General features: G+C 53.7%; 17 protein-coding genes. 9 read left to right on the top strand and 8 right to left on the bottom strand.

Features of this window, described 5'->3' with window-relative positions; genetic code table 11:
* Window positions 1–221 precede the first annotated feature (221 nt).
* The 5 genes from cadB (at window position 222) to F8R23_RS20090 (ending at window position 7,022) form a co-directional block, all read left to right on the top strand.
* The gene (gene cadB / locus F8R23_RS20110; RefSeq protein WP_129937103.1) at window positions 222–1,571 is read left to right on the top strand and encodes a cadaverine/lysine antiporter; all 1,350 of its coding nucleotides are present in this window, start codon (window positions 222–224) and stop codon (window positions 1,569–1,571) included.
* Between the two features lie 91 nt (window positions 1,572–1,662).
* The gene (gene cadA, locus F8R23_RS20105) at window positions 1,663–3,804 is read left to right on the top strand and encodes a lysine decarboxylase CadA (RefSeq protein ID WP_129937868.1); all 2,142 of its coding nucleotides are present in this window, start codon (window positions 1,663–1,665) and stop codon (window positions 3,802–3,804) included.
* 66 nt (window positions 3,805–3,870) lie between these two features.
* A complete protein-coding gene (gene dtpD, locus F8R23_RS20100) occupies window positions 3,871–5,319 on the top strand; it encodes a dipeptide permease DtpD (RefSeq protein WP_129937104.1) in 1,449 nt (482 codons plus the stop codon).
* Window positions 5,320–5,375: 56 nt separating this feature from the next.
* Window positions 5,376–6,686: a tRNA lysidine(34) synthetase TilS gene (tilS, locus tag F8R23_RS20095; protein ID WP_151415933.1), complete on the top strand. Its 1,311-nt coding sequence runs from the start codon at window positions 5,376–5,378 to the stop codon at window positions 6,684–6,686.
* Between the two features lie 18 nt (window positions 6,687–6,704).
* Window positions 6,705–7,022: a c-type cytochrome gene (locus F8R23_RS20090; RefSeq protein WP_165366332.1), complete on the top strand. Its 318-nt coding sequence runs from the start codon at window positions 6,705–6,707 to the stop codon at window positions 7,020–7,022.
* A 69-nt stretch (window positions 7,023–7,091) separates the two neighbouring features.
* Here the strand turns inward: F8R23_RS20090 and rof are convergent, their stop codons facing one another.
* A complete protein-coding gene (gene rof / locus F8R23_RS20085; protein WP_368040125.1) occupies window positions 7,092–7,349 on the bottom strand; it encodes a Rho-binding antiterminator in 258 nt (85 codons plus the stop codon).
* Complete coding sequence (locus F8R23_RS20080) at window positions 7,342–7,542, bottom strand: YaeP family protein (protein WP_012146467.1); 201 nt, start codon at window positions 7,540–7,542, stop codon at window positions 7,342–7,344. Before F8R23_RS20080 ends, rof begins: the two co-directional genes overlap by 8 nt.
* Window positions 7,543–7,755: 213 nt before the next feature.
* Between F8R23_RS20080 and F8R23_RS20075 the strand changes: the two genes are divergently transcribed.
* The 3 genes from F8R23_RS20075 to nlpE are packed head-to-tail and all read left to right on the top strand — an operon-like array spanning window position 7,756 to window position 9,434.
* Complete coding sequence (locus F8R23_RS20075) at window positions 7,756–8,304, top strand: YaeQ family protein (RefSeq protein ID WP_129937106.1); 549 nt, start codon at window positions 7,756–7,758, stop codon at window positions 8,302–8,304.
* Window positions 8,305–8,307: 3 nt separating this feature from the next.
* On the top strand, window positions 8,308–8,721 hold the full coding sequence (gene arfB, locus F8R23_RS20070; protein WP_112347208.1) for an alternative ribosome rescue aminoacyl-tRNA hydrolase ArfB: 414 nt from the start codon (window positions 8,308–8,310) through the stop codon (window positions 8,719–8,721).
* 29 nt (window positions 8,722–8,750) lie between these two features.
* A complete protein-coding gene (gene nlpE / locus F8R23_RS20065) occupies window positions 8,751–9,434 on the top strand; it encodes an envelope stress response activation lipoprotein NlpE (protein ID WP_112347207.1) in 684 nt (227 codons plus the stop codon).
* A 51-nt stretch (window positions 9,435–9,485) separates the two neighbouring features.
* Here the strand turns inward: nlpE and proS are convergent, their stop codons facing one another.
* The 6 genes from proS to metN form a co-directional block, all read right to left on the bottom strand.
* The gene (proS, locus tag F8R23_RS20060) at window positions 9,486–11,204 is read right to left on the bottom strand and encodes a proline--tRNA ligase (RefSeq protein ID WP_129937107.1); all 1,719 of its coding nucleotides are present in this window, start codon (window positions 11,202–11,204) and stop codon (window positions 9,486–9,488) included.
* Window positions 11,205–11,327: 123 nt separating this feature from the next.
* Window positions 11,328–12,035 carry a tRNA (N6-threonylcarbamoyladenosine(37)-N6)-methyltransferase TrmO gene (gene tsaA / locus F8R23_RS20055; RefSeq protein WP_112347205.1) on the bottom strand — a complete coding sequence of 236 codons (708 nt, stop codon included), beginning with the start codon at window positions 12,033–12,035 and terminating at the stop codon, window positions 11,328–11,330.
* On the bottom strand, window positions 12,032–12,436 hold the full coding sequence (gene rcsF, locus F8R23_RS20050; protein ID WP_085118874.1) for an Rcs stress response system protein RcsF: 405 nt from the start codon (window positions 12,434–12,436) through the stop codon (window positions 12,032–12,034). Before rcsF ends, tsaA begins: the two co-directional genes overlap by 4 nt.
* Window positions 12,437–12,556: 120 nt before the next feature.
* Window positions 12,557–13,372 (bottom strand): MetQ/NlpA family lipoprotein, encoded by an 816-nt coding sequence (locus F8R23_RS20045; protein WP_004952177.1) that lies wholly within the window; start codon window positions 13,370–13,372, stop codon window positions 12,557–12,559.
* A gap of 59 nt (window positions 13,373–13,431) precedes the next feature.
* Window positions 13,432–14,085: a methionine ABC transporter permease MetI gene (locus F8R23_RS20040; RefSeq protein WP_012146460.1), complete on the bottom strand. Its 654-nt coding sequence runs from the start codon at window positions 14,083–14,085 to the stop codon at window positions 13,432–13,434.
* Window positions 14,078–15,109, bottom strand: coding sequence for a methionine ABC transporter ATP-binding protein MetN (gene metN, locus F8R23_RS20035; RefSeq protein ID WP_112347204.1), 1,032 nt, complete (start codon window positions 15,107–15,109; stop codon window positions 14,078–14,080). The genes F8R23_RS20040 and metN overlap by 8 nt, the downstream gene beginning before the upstream one ends.
* A 187-nt stretch (window positions 15,110–15,296) precedes the next feature.
* Here metN and gmhB point away from each other — a divergent pair, with 187 nt between their 5' ends.
* Window positions 15,297–15,860, top strand: coding sequence for a D-glycero-beta-D-manno-heptose 1,7-bisphosphate 7-phosphatase (gene gmhB, locus F8R23_RS20030; RefSeq protein ID WP_112347203.1), 564 nt, complete (start codon window positions 15,297–15,299; stop codon window positions 15,858–15,860).
* Window positions 15,861–16,057 lie beyond the last annotated feature (197 nt).

The raw sequence follows: 16,057 nt of genomic DNA, 5'->3' as shown, positions 1-16,057 counted from the left end.
GTTTTTATTGAATATTTATCTTTTCTTGACCATCTATTTATCTCTTGATTTGTGAATGAAAAACCTCAATTTATCATTTGTATGATCATGAGCGTAATATCACTTTATCTTTAGGACTTTATTCCCGCCGATGATTAGCATCCTGACTATCAAGTCCGGTCATTAGCAAAATTGCATAACGACCAAGACTTATAAGAAATCAAAATCAGGAGAAACTGACCATGGCTTCATCTAAGAAAATAGGGCTTATTGCCTGCACCGGTGTCGTTGCCGGTAATATGATGGGGAGCGGCATTGCCTTATTACCCGCGAACCTGGCAAGTCTCGGTTCTATCGCTATTTGGGGATGGGTAATCTCCATTATTGGTGCGATGTCGCTGGCTTATGTTTATGCGCGTCTGGCCACCAAAAACCCACAGCAGGGCGGCCCTATTGCTTATGCCGGTGAAATATCCCCGGCATTCGGTTTCCAGACCGGTGTGCTTTATTACCATGCGAACTGGATCGGTAATTTGGCCATCGGCATTACCGCAGTTTCTTATCTCTCTACCTTCTTCCCTGAATTGAATAATCCGGTACCGGCAGGTATTGCCTGTATCGCCATCGTCTGGATATTCACCTTTGTTAACCTGCTTGGCGGGACCTGGGTCAGCCGCTTGACCACCCTCGGCCTGGTGTTGGTGCTGATCCCGGTTATTGTGACCGCGACTGCGGGCTGGCATTGGTTCGACGCTGCAACCTATCACGCTAACTGGAACACTTCCGGTACCACCGACAGCCATGCGGTAATCAAAAGTATTCTGCTGTGCCTGTGGGCGTTCATCGGCGTAGAGTCTGCCGCCGTGAGCACCGGCATGGTGAAAAACCCGAAACGTACCGTACCGCTGGCAACCATGCTGGGTACCGCGCTGGCCGGGATTATCTACATTGCGGCCACTCAGGTGATGAGCGGTATGTTCCCGGCTAGCCAAATGGCTGCCAGCGGCGCACCGTTCGCCGTCAGTGCCTCCGCCATTATGGGTAACTGGGCCGCACCTCTGGTCTCTGCCTTCACCGCCTTTGCCTGCCTGACTTCACTCGGTTCTTGGATGATGCTGGTTGGCCAGGCTGGGGTTCGTGCCGCCAACGACGGTAACTTCCCGAAAGTGTACGGCGAACTGGATAAGAACGGCATTCCTAGAAAAGGCCTGCTGTTGGCCAGCTGCAAAATGACCGCGCTCATGGTGCTGATTACTGCCATGAGCTCCGGTGGTGGTAAGGCTTCCGATCTATTCGGGATGTTGACCGGTATTGCGGTGCTGCTGACCATGTTGCCTTACTTCTACTCTTGCGTAGACCTGATCCGCTTTGAAGGCGTCAATATCCGTAACCTGCTGAGCCTGGTTGCATCGGTTCTGGGTTGTGGCTTCTGCTTCATCGCACTGATGGGGGCCGAATCGTTCGAACTGGCCGGTACCTTCATCATCAGCCTGATCATCCTGATGTTCTACGCCCGCAAAATGAATACCCGTCAGACAGCGAAAGCCAATGCTGTAGCCATCGACGACAGCTCGACGGCCAAAGCGCACTAAGCACGCACTGACCCACTTCTTAATTCAGCCCCTTGCAGTAACTATTGTCATCCGTGATGGCAAGGGGCTCGCATTACCTGGAGAAATGATTATGAACGTTATTGCTATCATGAACCACATGGGTGTCTACTTCAAAGAAGAGCCCATCCGCGAACTGCACAACGCGTTGGAAAAACTGAACTTCCGCATTGTCTACCCTAACGATCGCGAAGACCTGCTCAAATTGATCGAGAATAATGCCCGTCTGTGCGGCGTGATCTTCGACTGGGACAAATACAACCTTGAGCTGTGCCAAGAAATCAGCGAATTGAATGAGTACATGCCGCTGTATGCCTTTGCCAACACCTATTCAACGCTGGACGTTAGCCTGAACGATTTGCGTATGCAGGTGCGTTTCTTTGAATATGCACTCGGTGCAGCCAACGACATTGCCGACAAGATCAAACAGAACACCGACGAGTACGTTGACACCATTCTGCCACCGCTGACCAAAGCGCTGTTCAAATACGTGCGTGAAGGTAAATACACCTTCTGTACTCCGGGTCATATGGGCGGTACCGCCTTCCAGAAAAGCCCGGTCGGCAGCCTGTTCTATGATTTCTTTGGCCCGAACGCGATGAAATCCGACGTTTCTATTTCGGTTTCCGAACTGGGTTCACTGCTGGATCACTCCGGACCGCACAAAGAAGCTGAGGAGTATATTGCTCGCGTCTTCAACGCTGAACGCAGCTATATGGTGACAAACGGGACTTCTACCGCCAACAAAATTGTCGGTATGTACTCTGCACCTGCCGGCAGCACCGTGCTGATTGACCGTAACTGCCATAAATCGCTGACCCATCTGATGATGATGAGCGACATTACACCAATTTATTTCCGCCCGACTCGTAATGCTTACGGCATCCTCGGTGGTATTCCACAGAGCGAATTTGCTCGCGCCACTATCGCTAAACGCGTGAAAGAGACGCCTAACGCGACCTGGCCGGTACATGCGGTAATCACCAACTCGACCTACGACGGTCTGCTGTATAACACTGATTTCATCAAGAGCACGCTGGATGTGAAATCCATCCACTTTGACTCTGCCTGGGTGCCTTACACCAATTTCCACCCGATTTATAAAGGCAAATGCGGTATGAGCGGTGGCCGCGTGGAAGGGAAGGTGATTTATGAAACCCAATCCACCCATAAACTGCTGGCGGCATTCTCTCAGGCTTCGATGATCCACGTGAAAGGCGACATCAACGAAGAAACCTTCAATGAAGCCTACATGATGCACACTACCACTTCACCGCACTACGGCATCGTGGCTTCTACCGAAACCGCAGCGGCAATGATGAAAGGCAATGCCGGTAAGCGTCTGATTAACGGTTCGATTGAACGTGCTATTAAGTTCCGCAAAGAAATCAAACGCCTGAACGTCGAGTCTGAAGGCTGGTTCTTTGACGTTTGGCAGCCAGAGCACATTGATGAAGCTGAATGTTGGCCACTGCGTTCCGACAGCGCCTGGCATGGTTTCAAAGGTATTGATAACGAGCATATGTACCTTGACCCAATCAAGGTCACCATGCTGACTCCTGGGATGAGCAAAGACGGCGAAATGGAGTCGTTTGGTATCCCGGCCAGTCTGGTTGCTAAATACCTTGATGAGCACGGCATCATTGTTGAAAAAACCGGCCCATATAACCTGTTGTTCCTGTTCAGTATCGGCATCGACAAAACTAAAGCTCTCAGCCTGCTGCGCGGTCTGACTGACTTTAAACGCTCGTTCGATCTGAACCTGCGGGTGAAAAACATGCTGCCTTCGCTGTACAAAGAGGCGCCAGAGTTTTATGAAAACATGCGCATCCAGGAACTGGCCCAGAACATTCACAATCTGGTGAAACACCATAACCTGCCAGACCTGATGTACCGCGCCTTTGAAGTGCTGCCGGCGATGGTAATGAACCCGTTCCAGGCCTTCCAGAAAGAACTGCACGGTGAAGTGGAAGAGGTTTATTTGGAAGACATGGTGGGCAAAGTGAATGCCAACATGATCCTGCCATATCCTCCGGGTGTTCCGCTGGTCATGCCGGGTGAAATGCTCACCGAGGAAAGCCGTCCGGTTCTGGAGTTCCTGCAAATGCTGTGCGAGATCGGCGCGCATTATCCAGGCTTCGAAACTGATATCCATGGCGCTTATCGCCAGGCGGATGGACGTTACACCGTGAAGGTGTTGAAAAACGATAAATAAGTGAACTAACAAGGGGAGGCGCTTGCGCTTCCCCTTTTGTCGTTCCCCGACTGATGGGAGAAAACCATGAAAACACCCTCACAGCCGCGCGCAATCTACTATGTCGTAGCCATACAAATTTGGGAATATTTCAGCTTTTACGGCATGCGTGCGTTACTTATTCTCTATCTTACCCACCAACTTGGTTATTCCGATAGCCGCGCCATTAGCCTCTATAGCGCTTACGCTTCTCTGGTCTATGTCACGCCGATCCTCGGCGGCCTGCTTGCCGATCGCCTGCTGGGCAACCGCGTAGCGGTCATTGCCGGAGCGGTATTGATGACGCTGGGCCATATCGTGCTCGGCCTGAGCGCCGTATCGACACAATCACTCTATCTCTCGCTGTCGATCATCATCTGTGGCTACGGCCTGTTTAAATCCAATATCAGCTGCCTGCTGGGCGAGTTGTATCAACCGCAGGACTCGCGCCGGGAAGGGGGCTTTTCACTGCTGTATGCCGCCGGTAACGTGGGCTCGATCCTGGCGCCGATTGCCTGTGGGCTGGCGGCAGAACGTTACGGCTGGCACGTCGGCTTTGCGTTGGCGGGTATCGGCATGCTGGCCGGGTTGACGATCTTCCTGTTCGGCAGCCGTCATTTCAGCCATACGCGCGGTGTGGATCGGGCGCAGATGTGCGTCACCACGCTGCGGGTACCTAACTGGGTATGGCTTGGTGCCATGCTGCTGTTGGCCCCTCTGTTCTTCACTTCACTGTTCATTTACGACCTGGCCGGCCAATTACTGATGCTGGTGTGTGCCGCCGCCGTCGTGATGGTGATCCGTATAATGGCCCGGGCTACAACAGTGCAGCGCCGTGGGCTGTGGCAGATAGTGATGTTGATGTTGTTGGGCACCTTGTTCTGGGCCTTTGCCCAGCAGGGGGGGAGCTCGATCAGTCTGTTTATCGATCGCTTTGTCGACCGCCAATGGTTTTCCTGGACGGTGCCGACTGCATTGTTCCAGTCGGTTAACGCTTTTGCCGTGATGTTTGGCGGTGTGATGCTGGCCTGGTTGGTGCGGGGTAACGGCAATGGCAGTCGCACCCTGCGTATTTGGGGAAAGTTCGCCTTTGGTTTGCTGCTGATTGGCGTCGGTTTTACCCTGATGGCGCTTAACGCCCGTTACGGCCAAGGGTCAATGAGCCTGATGATCGCCGGGCTGTCGGTGATGGGGCTTGCCGAACTGTTTATCGATCCGGTCGCCATGGCACAAATCACCCGGCTGAATATCCCCGGCGCTACCGGGGTGCTGACCGGTATTTATATGCTGACTACCGGCTCGATAGCCAATTACCTGGCCGGCATTATCGCCGGTAAAACCGCTGAAGACCCGGTTGCGGGAGCGACGGCGCAAGCTTATGTTCACCTGTTTGCACAAATTGGTTGGTGGGCATTGGGATGCACGGCGGCAGTGGTCGCCGTGTTGGCCATGTGGTGGTTGCTGGCCGGTCGTCATATCCGTGCGGTTAATGCTTGATTGATGGTATGACGGGGGTTAACGTGCAGCTATCTGGACGTCATTAAGCCTAATCAATGAATAGCAATCAATTATCTGCACAGCTTGCCCGCCAATTGGGCGCACACCGGCACTTGTTGGTGGCATTCAGTGGCGGGCTGGATTCCAGCGTGCTGTTGCACCTGCTGGTGGGGTTACGCCAGCAATTGCCAGACTTGCAGCTTCGTGCAGTACATGTGCACCACGGTCTGAGTGCTTTTGCCGACCAGTGGGTGGCGCACTGCCGGCAACAATGCGCCGCCTGGCAGCTACCCCTGGTGGTTCAGCACGTGCAGGTTGATAGCCAGCACGGGGGGATCGAAGCCGCAGCCCGGGCGGCACGCTATTCTGCTTTCGCTTCTACGCTGGCGGCCGGTGAAACCTTGCTTACCGCACAACACCTTGACGACCAATGTGAAACCTTCCTGCTGGCACTAAAGCGTGGCAGCGGGCCGGCGGGCCTGTCGGCAATGGCTGTACAGACAGCGCTGGGGGAGAATAGCTTGCTGCGCCCACTGCTGGGTCACTCTCGCCAGCAGTTGGAAGCCTACGCGCAGCAGCATCAGCTCAGCTGGATTGACGACGACAGTAATCAGGACTCGCGCTTCGACCGCAATTTTCTGCGCCTGCAGATATTGCCGTTGCTCAACCAGCGCTGGCCGCATTTTGCCGCTGCGACGGCGCGTAGCGCCAGCCTGTGTGCCGAGCAGGAGCAATTACTGGATGAGCTGCTGGCAGAGCAACTGCACTTGTTGCTCGACGAAGACCGTACGCTGGCGATTGATGGGTTACTGACGTGTTCGCCAGCCCGGCGTTTTGCTTTGTTGCGCCGTTGGATCGCGCTATTTGGCGTTACCATGCCTTCTCGCGAACAGTTGCAGCGGTTATGGGAAGAAGTGACGCTCAGCCGCGAGGACGCCGAACCCCAGCTGCAATTGGGGCAATATCAGTTTCGCCGCTTCCGCCGCCGCTTGTATCTGCTGCCGCTGATGGCCGATCTGCGTGAAATCAGTCTAAGCTGGTCATTGGATGATTCGCTGATGCTGCCGGATGGGTTGGGTGAACTGGTCAGTGGGGAAGGAGACATCTGTTTGCGTGCGCCGCAATCACAGCAAAAAGTGAGCATTCGTTTTAGCGCTCAGGGCAAACACCGCATCCTGGGTCGCGCGCATTCTCGTCCGATCAAAAAACTGTGGCAGGAGTTGGGTATTCCTCCGTGGCAGCGTGAGCGTATTCCGTTGATCTATTATGATGACCAGCTTATCGCTGCGTTGGGGGTTTTTGTCAGCGAGGCCGGACAAGTGCCCGAAGGGCAGCAACCCTGGCGGCTGCATTGGCGTAAAAAATAATAATTAGACTGAGGAACCATGATGAAATTTGTGAGCGCAATGGCGGTGATGTTGGGATTGTGCAGTTTGCCGGCGATGGCGGCGGGTGATGCGGCGGCGGGTAAGGATAAATCCGCCAGTTGTATGGCGTGCCATGGGGCTGAAGGGAAGGTGTCGATGCCCATGTATCCGAATCTGGCTGGGCAAAACGCCATGTATCTGGAGCATGCGTTGCAGGCTTATAAGAAAGGTGAGCGTAACGGAGGGCAGGCGGAAGTGATGAAAGCCTACGTTTCCCCGCTGTCTGATGCGGATATTGCCGATCTGGCGGCCTACTATTCCAGCCTCAAACCCTAGGCCAGTCTCAAACCATAAATGACGAGGGCAGCCGTTGGGCTGCCCTGTTGGGATGGCGTTACCGCTAAATCAATCAGACAGGCTGACGACCACGGTACCGATTTCCGGATGACTGAAACTGAGGATGTGATCCAGACGCAAGCTGAGAGCGTCGCCGGCCCGATCGATAATCAGGTACTCAACGCCCTTGGTAAACTTCAGCTCGGTGGCTTTGCCTTCGAATTTTTCTCCGTCGCGTAACTCCAGCTTCAGAATGTAGTTATGCTGACAGGCGAGTTCCAGGCTTTCATAGTCATCGCAATTGATGGATTGGTACTCATCATTCATCAACATAGTCGCTCACCAATAAGTTAGCGGCGGCAAAGGCCGCCTGTTCCCTAACGGAGGACGGTAGCGTGCTATTCGCAGCAACTTCGTCCAATGCCTTTAATACACATGCTAACGCATCAGGCACGTAGCCGAGATCACCACTGCCGATCTCGGCGTAAAAACGGCGTACTAACTCACAGTATTGTTGCACAGTTTCCTCCCTTAAGAACCTCTGCGTCATCGAAGCCCTATAGCGATGAGGCGCAGGCACTCGGAGCTTGACTCTATCCTAGACGACTATAGCACAGCTATTGTGGAGTTATTAGCACCTCAGCGCGGCTTTCGCACTGGGCTTTGCCCGGCCGTGCTGGCCGCGGTTGGGCCAAATCTAGTACACTGTCGCTTGATAATAATGAGGTCACCCATGGCGCTGAAAGCTACTATTTATAAAGCCACTGTCAATATCGCTGATATGGACCGTCACTTCTACCACGACGCCACGCTCACTCTGGCCCAACATCCTTCTGAAACTGAACAGCGCATGATGCTGCGTCTGCTGGCCTGGATCTGCCATGCCGATGAGCGTCTGGTGTTTACCAAAGGCCTGAGCGCCGATGATGAACCGGAAATTTGGCGACGTAACGATCATAACGGGCTGGAAATGTGGATCGAAATGGGCCTGCCGGATGAGAAGCGCATCAAGAAAGCCTGCAACCAGTCACCGCGAGTAGTGCTGTACGCTTACGGCGAACGTGCGGGCCACGTATGGTGGCAATCGATGCAGAGCAAAGTGGCAAACCACAAAAACCTAAGCATCCGTTTTTTGGATGATGAACAATTAGGCAAGCTGGCGGCGCTGGCCAGCCGCAATATGACGCTGCAGGCCACGCTGCAAGAGGGAACTATCTGGCTTTCTGATGCTCAGAATAGTCTGGAAATCCAGTTTGCCGAATGGCAACAGGCACAGGTGTGACCGGTGCTTGAACTGTCAAGAAACGTAGCCATACCGGATAACGAAGTGGAATTGACGGCGATCCGCGCGCAGGGGGCGGGTGGCCAGCACGTGAACAAAACCTCAACGGCTATCCATTTGCGCTTTGACATCCGGGCATCCAGCCTGCCAGAGTATTATAAGGAAAGGCTGCTGGCCCTGAATAATCATTTAATTACCGCCGATGGCGTAGTGATTATCAAAGCGCAGGAATATCGCAGCCAGGAATTAAACCGCGAGGCGGCGCTGGCCAGACTGGTTACGTTGATCCAGCAGGCGATGGTGGTGGAAAAAACACGCAAGGCGACCAAGCCCACTAAAGGGGCAAAATTACGTCGTCTGGAAGGCAAGGTACGCAAAGGCGCGACTAAAGCGCTGCGCGGCAAGATCCGTACTTAAGGACACATGAACACAGTAGGAGAATAACTGTGAAAAAAATTACACTGGCCCTGTTTTTAGCGGCAGGGGCACTTTCGTTACTGGGATGTAATAACCACTACCAGCCGAAAGAACAACCTCTTCAGGCGATGCAGCAAAGTTATCAGGGCGTACTGCCTTGTGCTGACTGCGGTGGTCTGGATACCAATCTGTTCCTGGATAAAGACGGCACTTTCGTGCTGCAGGAAACCTATCGCGGCACCAAAGACGGCGATCAAACCTTTGCTGACTACGGCAAATGGGCGCGTACCGCCGATAAGCTGGTGCTGACCGACAGCCGTGGCGATAAGCGCTATTTCCGTCCGGTGGGTAAAAGTTTGGAAATGTTGGATCAAACCGGCATGCCGATTGAATCGCAGCTAAATTACCGCCTTGATCCGGTAGAAAAAGCCTTGCCCAAAACGCCGATGTCGCTGACAGGCAGCTACACCTACATGGCGGATGCGGCGGTGTTTAAAGACTGCGCCACCGGTAAGACTTTCCCGGTCGACAATACTATTGCGCTGGAGCAGGGTTATGCCAAGGCGTACAAAACGCCGGGTGAACCGGTATTCCTGACCCTGAATGGCCACTTTAGCGTTCAGCCGTCAATGGAAGAGGGGCTTACCGAGAAGGCGCTGGTGCCGGACGGAAAAATCGCCTTCGACCGTAGTAAAAATTGCGACAGCAAATAAACGCCATAAAAAAACCCGCCTAGGCGGGTTTTTAGTTTCTGCGGTAGCGGATTAACGCTTGATTTGTCCCAGCAGGAAATCAATGACTTCGCCAGTTTTAATCATTTGCTTCTCGCCGACACGGCGGTTTTTATATTCAATCTCTTCGCTGTCGAGGTTACGATCGCCGATCACGATAGAGTGCGGTACGCCGATCAGTTCCATATCCGCGAACATCACGCCTGGACGCTCTTTACGGTCGTCGAGGATCACGTCGATACCGTGGGAACGCAGCGTGTTGTACAACTCTTCTGCCAGCGCTTGCACGCGGAAGGATTTGTGCATGTTCATTGGCAGAATCGCCACCTGGAACGGCGCAATAGCGTCCGGCCAGATGATGCCACGTTCGTCATGGTTCTGCTCGATGGCGGCAGCGACTACGCGGGTGACCCCGATACCATAGCAGCCCATGGTCAGCACCTGATTACGGCCGTCTTCGCCCTGTACGGTAGCTTTCATCGCTTCGGAGTATTTGGTGCCGAGCTGGAAGATATGACCCACTTCGATACCGCGCTTGATCAGCAGCGTGCCTTTACCATCCGGGCTGGCGTCGCCTTCTACGACGTTACGGATATCGGCTATCTGTGGCAGCGGCAGATCGCGCTCCCAATTGATGCCGAAGTAATGTTTACCGTCGATGTTGGCACCAGCACCAAAATCACTCATCGCCGCTACGCTGCGATCGGCAACCACGGGAACCTGCAAATTGACCGGACCGAGTGAGCCTGGGCCTGCACCCACGATGGCGCGGATTTCTTCTTCGGTGGCAAAGACTATCGGAGCAGCAACTTGCGGCAGCTTCTCGGCCTTGATTTCGTTCAGTTCGTGATCGCCACGCACCAGCAGAGCAACCAGCTTGTGGCCGCTGTCTTCTTTGGCCCGTACCAGCAACGTCTTGACGGTTTTTGTCACTGGCAGTTGGAATTGCTCTACCAGCTCGGTGATGGTCTTGGCATTCGGCGTATCCACAATGCGCAGTTCTTCACTGGCTGCAGCACGAGGTTCGGCCGGGGCAACCGCTTCTGCCAGTTCGATATTGGCGGCAAAGTCGGAGCCGGTGGAAAACACGATATCGTCTTCACCGCTGTCGGCCAGCACCTGGAACTCGTGTGATGCACTACCGCCGATCGAACCGGTATCGGCATGCACCGGACGGAAGTCCAGACCCATACGGCTGAAGATTTTACTGTAGGCTTCGTACATTGCTTCGTAGGTTGCCTGCAGAGATTCCTGTGAGGTATGGAACGAGTAGGCGTCCTTCATCAGGAATTCACGTGAGCGCATAACGCCGAAACGTGGACGTACTTCATCACGGAACTTGGTCTGAATCTGGAAGAAGTTCAGTGGCAGCTGCTTGTAAGAGCTGATTTCGTTACGGATCAGGTCGGTGATCACTTCTTCGTGGGTTGGACCCAGCACAAAGGGACGATCGCCGCGATCAACAAAACGCAGCAGCTCAGGGCCGTACTGTTCCCAACGGCCGCTTTCCTGCCATAAATCGGCAGGCTGTACCACCGGCATGCAAACTTCGATCGCGTTAGCATTGTTCATTTCTTCGCGAACGATGTTTTCAACCTTTTTCAGAACGCGCAGGCCGGTTGGCAGCCAGGTATAAAGACCGGAGGCCAGCTTGCGAATCATCCCGGCGCGCAGCATCAGCTGGTGGCTGATCACTTCGGCATCGGCAGGTGTCTCCTTCAGAGTGGAGAGCAGATATTGGCTAGTACGCATGGTGTTTTGGTTCCGTTAGAACTGCAAATTGCAACCGGCTGCCAGTAGTAGGGCAGCCAAAATTTTCAAAAGTAATTTAGTTTACCAGTGCGAGCGGGTTGTCAAAAGAGAGACGGTGGAATTTTAACGCAGGTCGAGAGACAGCACCTCGGTTTGTTGATCCACCACTCGCCAACGCACGTTGAAATCCAGTAGCCAGACGGCATAATCCCGTTCCGCTGATTGCCCCTTGCGGTAGGCGGGACGCGGATCCTGAGCCAGCACCTGGCTGATAAAGCGGCGCAGGTGCGGATAACGCTGTTGATGTTGCTGCAGCTGTTGTTCCGCCTCTGGGGCAAAGCATACTGGCATATCCCCGGCGGGCGCCGCCTGAGCAAACCCGGCGCGGGCCTGCGGCTGGCTTTCGGCAAACGGCAGATAGGGTTTGATATCCACCACCGGCGTGCCGTCAACCAGATCGAGACTGCCCAACTCCAGCACCACTTCGCTGCCCTGCACACGTATGCCTTTTAATTCGATCAGCGACATGCCGAGCGGGTTGGGGCGGAAGGTCGAGCGAGTGGCAAATACCCCCATCCGGGCATTACCGCCGAGACGGGGTGGCCGGACGGTGGGCCGCCAGCCGCCTTCCATGGTTTGATGGAAAATAAACATCACCCACAGATGGCTGAACTCACTGAGGCCGCGTACCGCTTCCGCCTGATTATAGGGCGGCAGCAGCACTAACTCACCGCCACCGTCTTCGACCAACCCCGGTTGGCGGGGAACGGCGAACTTTTCTTTATATGGTGAACGGATGGTACCGATCTGATTGAAAACAAATTCGGTCATTTGGACGAAACGTTAAGCGCTGAACCCTGGCAAATAGCCTGTTGGTAACAGCCGGCAACACCGCTGACAATCTGGCAGTCATGCAACAGCACGGCATTAGCCTTCATATAAGAGGCGCGGATTTGCATACGCTTACGGGCGGTCGCCAGATTCGGCGGTGAATCCTGTACCGTTGTCTGGCAGGATTCACCAGAGACTTCACCCAGATCGCGGAATGGTTTACCCACTAATTCTTCTGCACTTTTGTACAGTTTAACTGGTGCCGGACGTGCTGCTGGCGTGGTTTTCGTTGGAGTGGTTGTTACCGGTTTGCTGGTGCTGTTTGTTGAGGGGGGCGCAAAACGCTGCGACGAACACCCTGCCAGCGCAAGCGCTAACAAACAGAGAGGTAAAGCACGCATTGAGATTCCTCTGCCTTGATGGAATAGGTAAGTGGCGCTATTGAAGCAATCTATGGTGGAAATAACAAGACGGGCCGTAGCCCGTCCTGCAATTATAGGAATAAATTCGGTAATTAATGATTACCAGCCTTTAACTGCACCACCGTTAAAGATCTTGTTGGCTGCTTCGTTCACTTCGTCAGACTGGTAAGCCTGAACGAATTTCTTCACGTTTTCCGCGTCTTTGTTGTCTTCGCGGGCAACCAGCAGGTTAACGTACGGTGAGTCTTTATCTTCAACAAACAAACCGTCTTTCGCTGGCGTCAGGCCAATCTGGCTGGCGTAAGTGGTGTTGATTACCGCCAGGGCGATTTGTTGATCGTCCAGTGAGCGTGGCAGCTGTGGGGCTTCCAGCTCGACCAGCTTCAGGTTTTTCGGGTTTTCAGTCACGTCTAATACGGTCGGCAGCAGGCCAACACCGTCTTTCAGTTTGATCAGGTTAACCTTCTGCAGCAGCAGCAGGGAGCGGCCCAGATTGGTTGGGTCGTTAGGCAGGGCAACCTGAGAACCGTCTTTCAGTTCGTCCAGCGATTTGATTTTCTTGGAGTAACCGGCAATCGGGTAAACGAAGGAGTTACCGACCGACACCAGTTTGTAGCCGCGATCCTTGATCTGCTGATCCAGGTACGGTTTGTGCTGGAAGGCGTTCAGATCGATATCCCCTTTGCTCAGTGCTTCGTTTGGCAGCACGTAGTCATTGAAGGTCACCAGTTCGACGTCCAGACCGTATTTCTCTTTTGCTACTTTTTGCGCGATTTCAGCGACCTGCTGTTCAGCACCCACGATTACGCCGACTTTGATATGGTTCGGATCTTTTTCTTCCTGACCGCAGCCTGCCAGAGCCAGAGTACCGATCAGTGCGCCGATTGCCGCGATGGATTTAAATTTTAACGACATATCCCTTCCTCATTAGACTCGCATTTGAAATACGCTGTGTGAGCGCAGTTGCTGTAAAACTACTTATGGGTGACGGCCTTGACGATCCGATCACCGAAGAACTGAATCAGATAGACCAGCACCACCAGTAATACTAATACGGTATTCATTACTGTGGCGTTATAACCGATATAACCGTACTGATAGCCAATCTGTCCCAGACCGCCTGCGCCGACTGCGCCACCCATGGCGGAATAACCCACCAAAGTGATCAAGGTAATGGTGGCGGCGTTAACCAGGCCCGGCAGGGCTTCCGGCAGCAGCACCTTCTTGATGATTTGCATCGGGGTCGCCCCCATCGCGCGGGCGGCCTCCACCAGACCTGAGGGGATCTCCAGCAGGGCGTTTTCCACCATACGGGCAATAAACGGCGCAGCGCCCACGGTCAGCGGAACGATAGCTGCCTGCAGACCGATCGAGGTACCGACGATCAAACGAGTAAATGGAATCATCCACACCAACAGAATAATGAACGGAATGGAACGGAAAACGTTCACCAGCCCGGACAGCGTCCTATATAGCGTGTTGTTGGCGGCGATTTGCCCCGGGCGGGTCACATACAGCAGCACGCCAACCGGCAGGCCGAGTACGAAACCGAAAAAGCCGGAGACAAAGGTCATCATGACGGTTTCCCACACGCCACGAGCCATTAACCACATCATTGCCTCAGACATAACCCAGAACCTCTACTTTTACCTGATTTTCCTGCAGGAACTTAATCGTTGCCAGCGCGTCTTCATCACTGCCATGCAGCTCTGCCAACATCACGCCGAATTTAACGCCGCCGGCATAATCCATCTGTGCACTGATAATGTTGTTGTTAACGTTGAAACGACGGGCAGCTTCTGACAGCAGCGGCGCATCAACGGATTGGCCGGTGAACTCCAGACGTAAAAGGGGCTGACGGCCGCCACTGCGTTCCGGTGCCAGGCGTTTTGCGTAGTCGTCCGGGATATCCAAATGCAGCGTGGCTTGAATAAACTGCTGGGCCAGCGGAGTTTTCGGGTGCGAGAACACTTCGCTGACGCTGTCTTTTTCAATCAATTGACCCTGGCTGATAACCGCAACCTGATCGCAGATGCGTTTCACCACGTCCATTTCATGGGTGATCAACAGGATGGTCAGGCCGAGACGACGATTAATGTCTTTCAGCAGTTCCAGAATTGAACGGGTGGTGGCCGGGTCCAGCGCGCTGGTGGCTTCATCACACAGCAGGACTTTGGGTTGGCTTGCCAGTGCACGGGCAATCGCCACGCGTTGCTTCTGGCCGCCCGACAGGTTGGCCGGGTAGGCGTCATGCTTGTCTGACAGTCCGACCAGTTCCAGCAATTCGGTTACGCGTTTTTTGATTTCAGCCCGGGGGGTGCTGTCCAACTCCAGCGGCAATGAAACGTTGCCAAACACCGTACGGGAGGACAACAGGTTAAAGTGCTGGAAAATCATGCCGATCTGACGGCGAGCGCGCGTCAGTTCGCCTTCAGACAGTGAAGTCAGATCCTGTCCATCAACCAGTACCTGGCCGGAGGTTGGGCGCTCAAGCATATTGGCGCAGCGGATCAGAGTACTCTTACCGGCACCTGATGCACCGATAACGCCATAAATTTGCCCGGCAGGGACGTGAAGAGTCACGTCAGAGAGCGCGGTAATGGTGCGCGAACCCTGCTGGAACACTTTGGTGATGTTAGAAAGTTTAATCATATTCTTCTTATTTTAGCGTGGTTGCCCGTGGCTAGATAAAAGTAAACCTTGGCGTGGACCAAGGTATGGGTCAGATGTTAAGGCGTCTAGACGTCTAAGTCAACGATCAACGTGGTTCTCTGCCGTTCTCAGTACTGGGTAAAACATGCGATACTGTCCGCGTTTTCAGGCCCTCAGGAGCAAACCGGTGACACAAAGCGTTCCAGCAATTTTCCTCGATCGTGATGGCACGATTAATGTTGACCATGGCTACGTCCATGAAATCGATAATTTCCACTTTATTGATGGCGTGATTGACGCCTGTCGCGAACTTAAAAAGATGGGCTTTGCACTGGTCTTGGTGACCAACCAGTCCGGCATCGCGCGCGGCAAGTTCAGCGAAGACCAATTTATGTACCTGACCGAGTGGATGGACTGGTCGCTGGCCGATCGTGATGTTGACCTGGATGGCATCTATTTCTGTCCGCATCACCCAGAAGCAGTAATAGAAGAGTTCCGTCAGGTGTGCGACTGCCGTAAACCTCAACCGGGCATGTTATTGCAGGCGCAGCAGGAATTGAACATTGATATGGCTGCTTCTTATATGGTTGGCGACAAACCGGAAGATATGCAGGCAGCAATGGCGGCAGGCGTCGGGACCAAAGTGCTGGTGCGTACCGGCAAACCGGTCACTGAACAAGGTGAGAAACTGGCGGATTGGGTGTTAAACAGCCTGGCAGACCTGCCGGAAGCCATCAAAAAGCGGGTTTAGTAGACGTTATGCATGAATAGTGAGCTGTCAGATAAAAAGTGAATATAAACCCTTGTCATTCTGAACCAGCTCCCTATAATGCGCCTCCATCGACACGGAACATGTGAACAACTTCACAGAGTCTCCGGGGTTCGAAGAGAAAAAATCCTGAAATTTAGGGGTTGACTCTGAAAGAGGAAAGCGTAATATACGCCACC

The organism is Serratia proteamaculans (assembly GCF_008830365.1).
Taxonomy (GTDB): domain Bacteria; phylum Pseudomonadota; class Gammaproteobacteria; order Enterobacterales; family Enterobacteriaceae; genus Serratia; species Serratia proteamaculans.
Note: the sequence above shows the minus strand (reverse complement) of the source record. Positions and strands in the feature narration are given on the sequence as shown.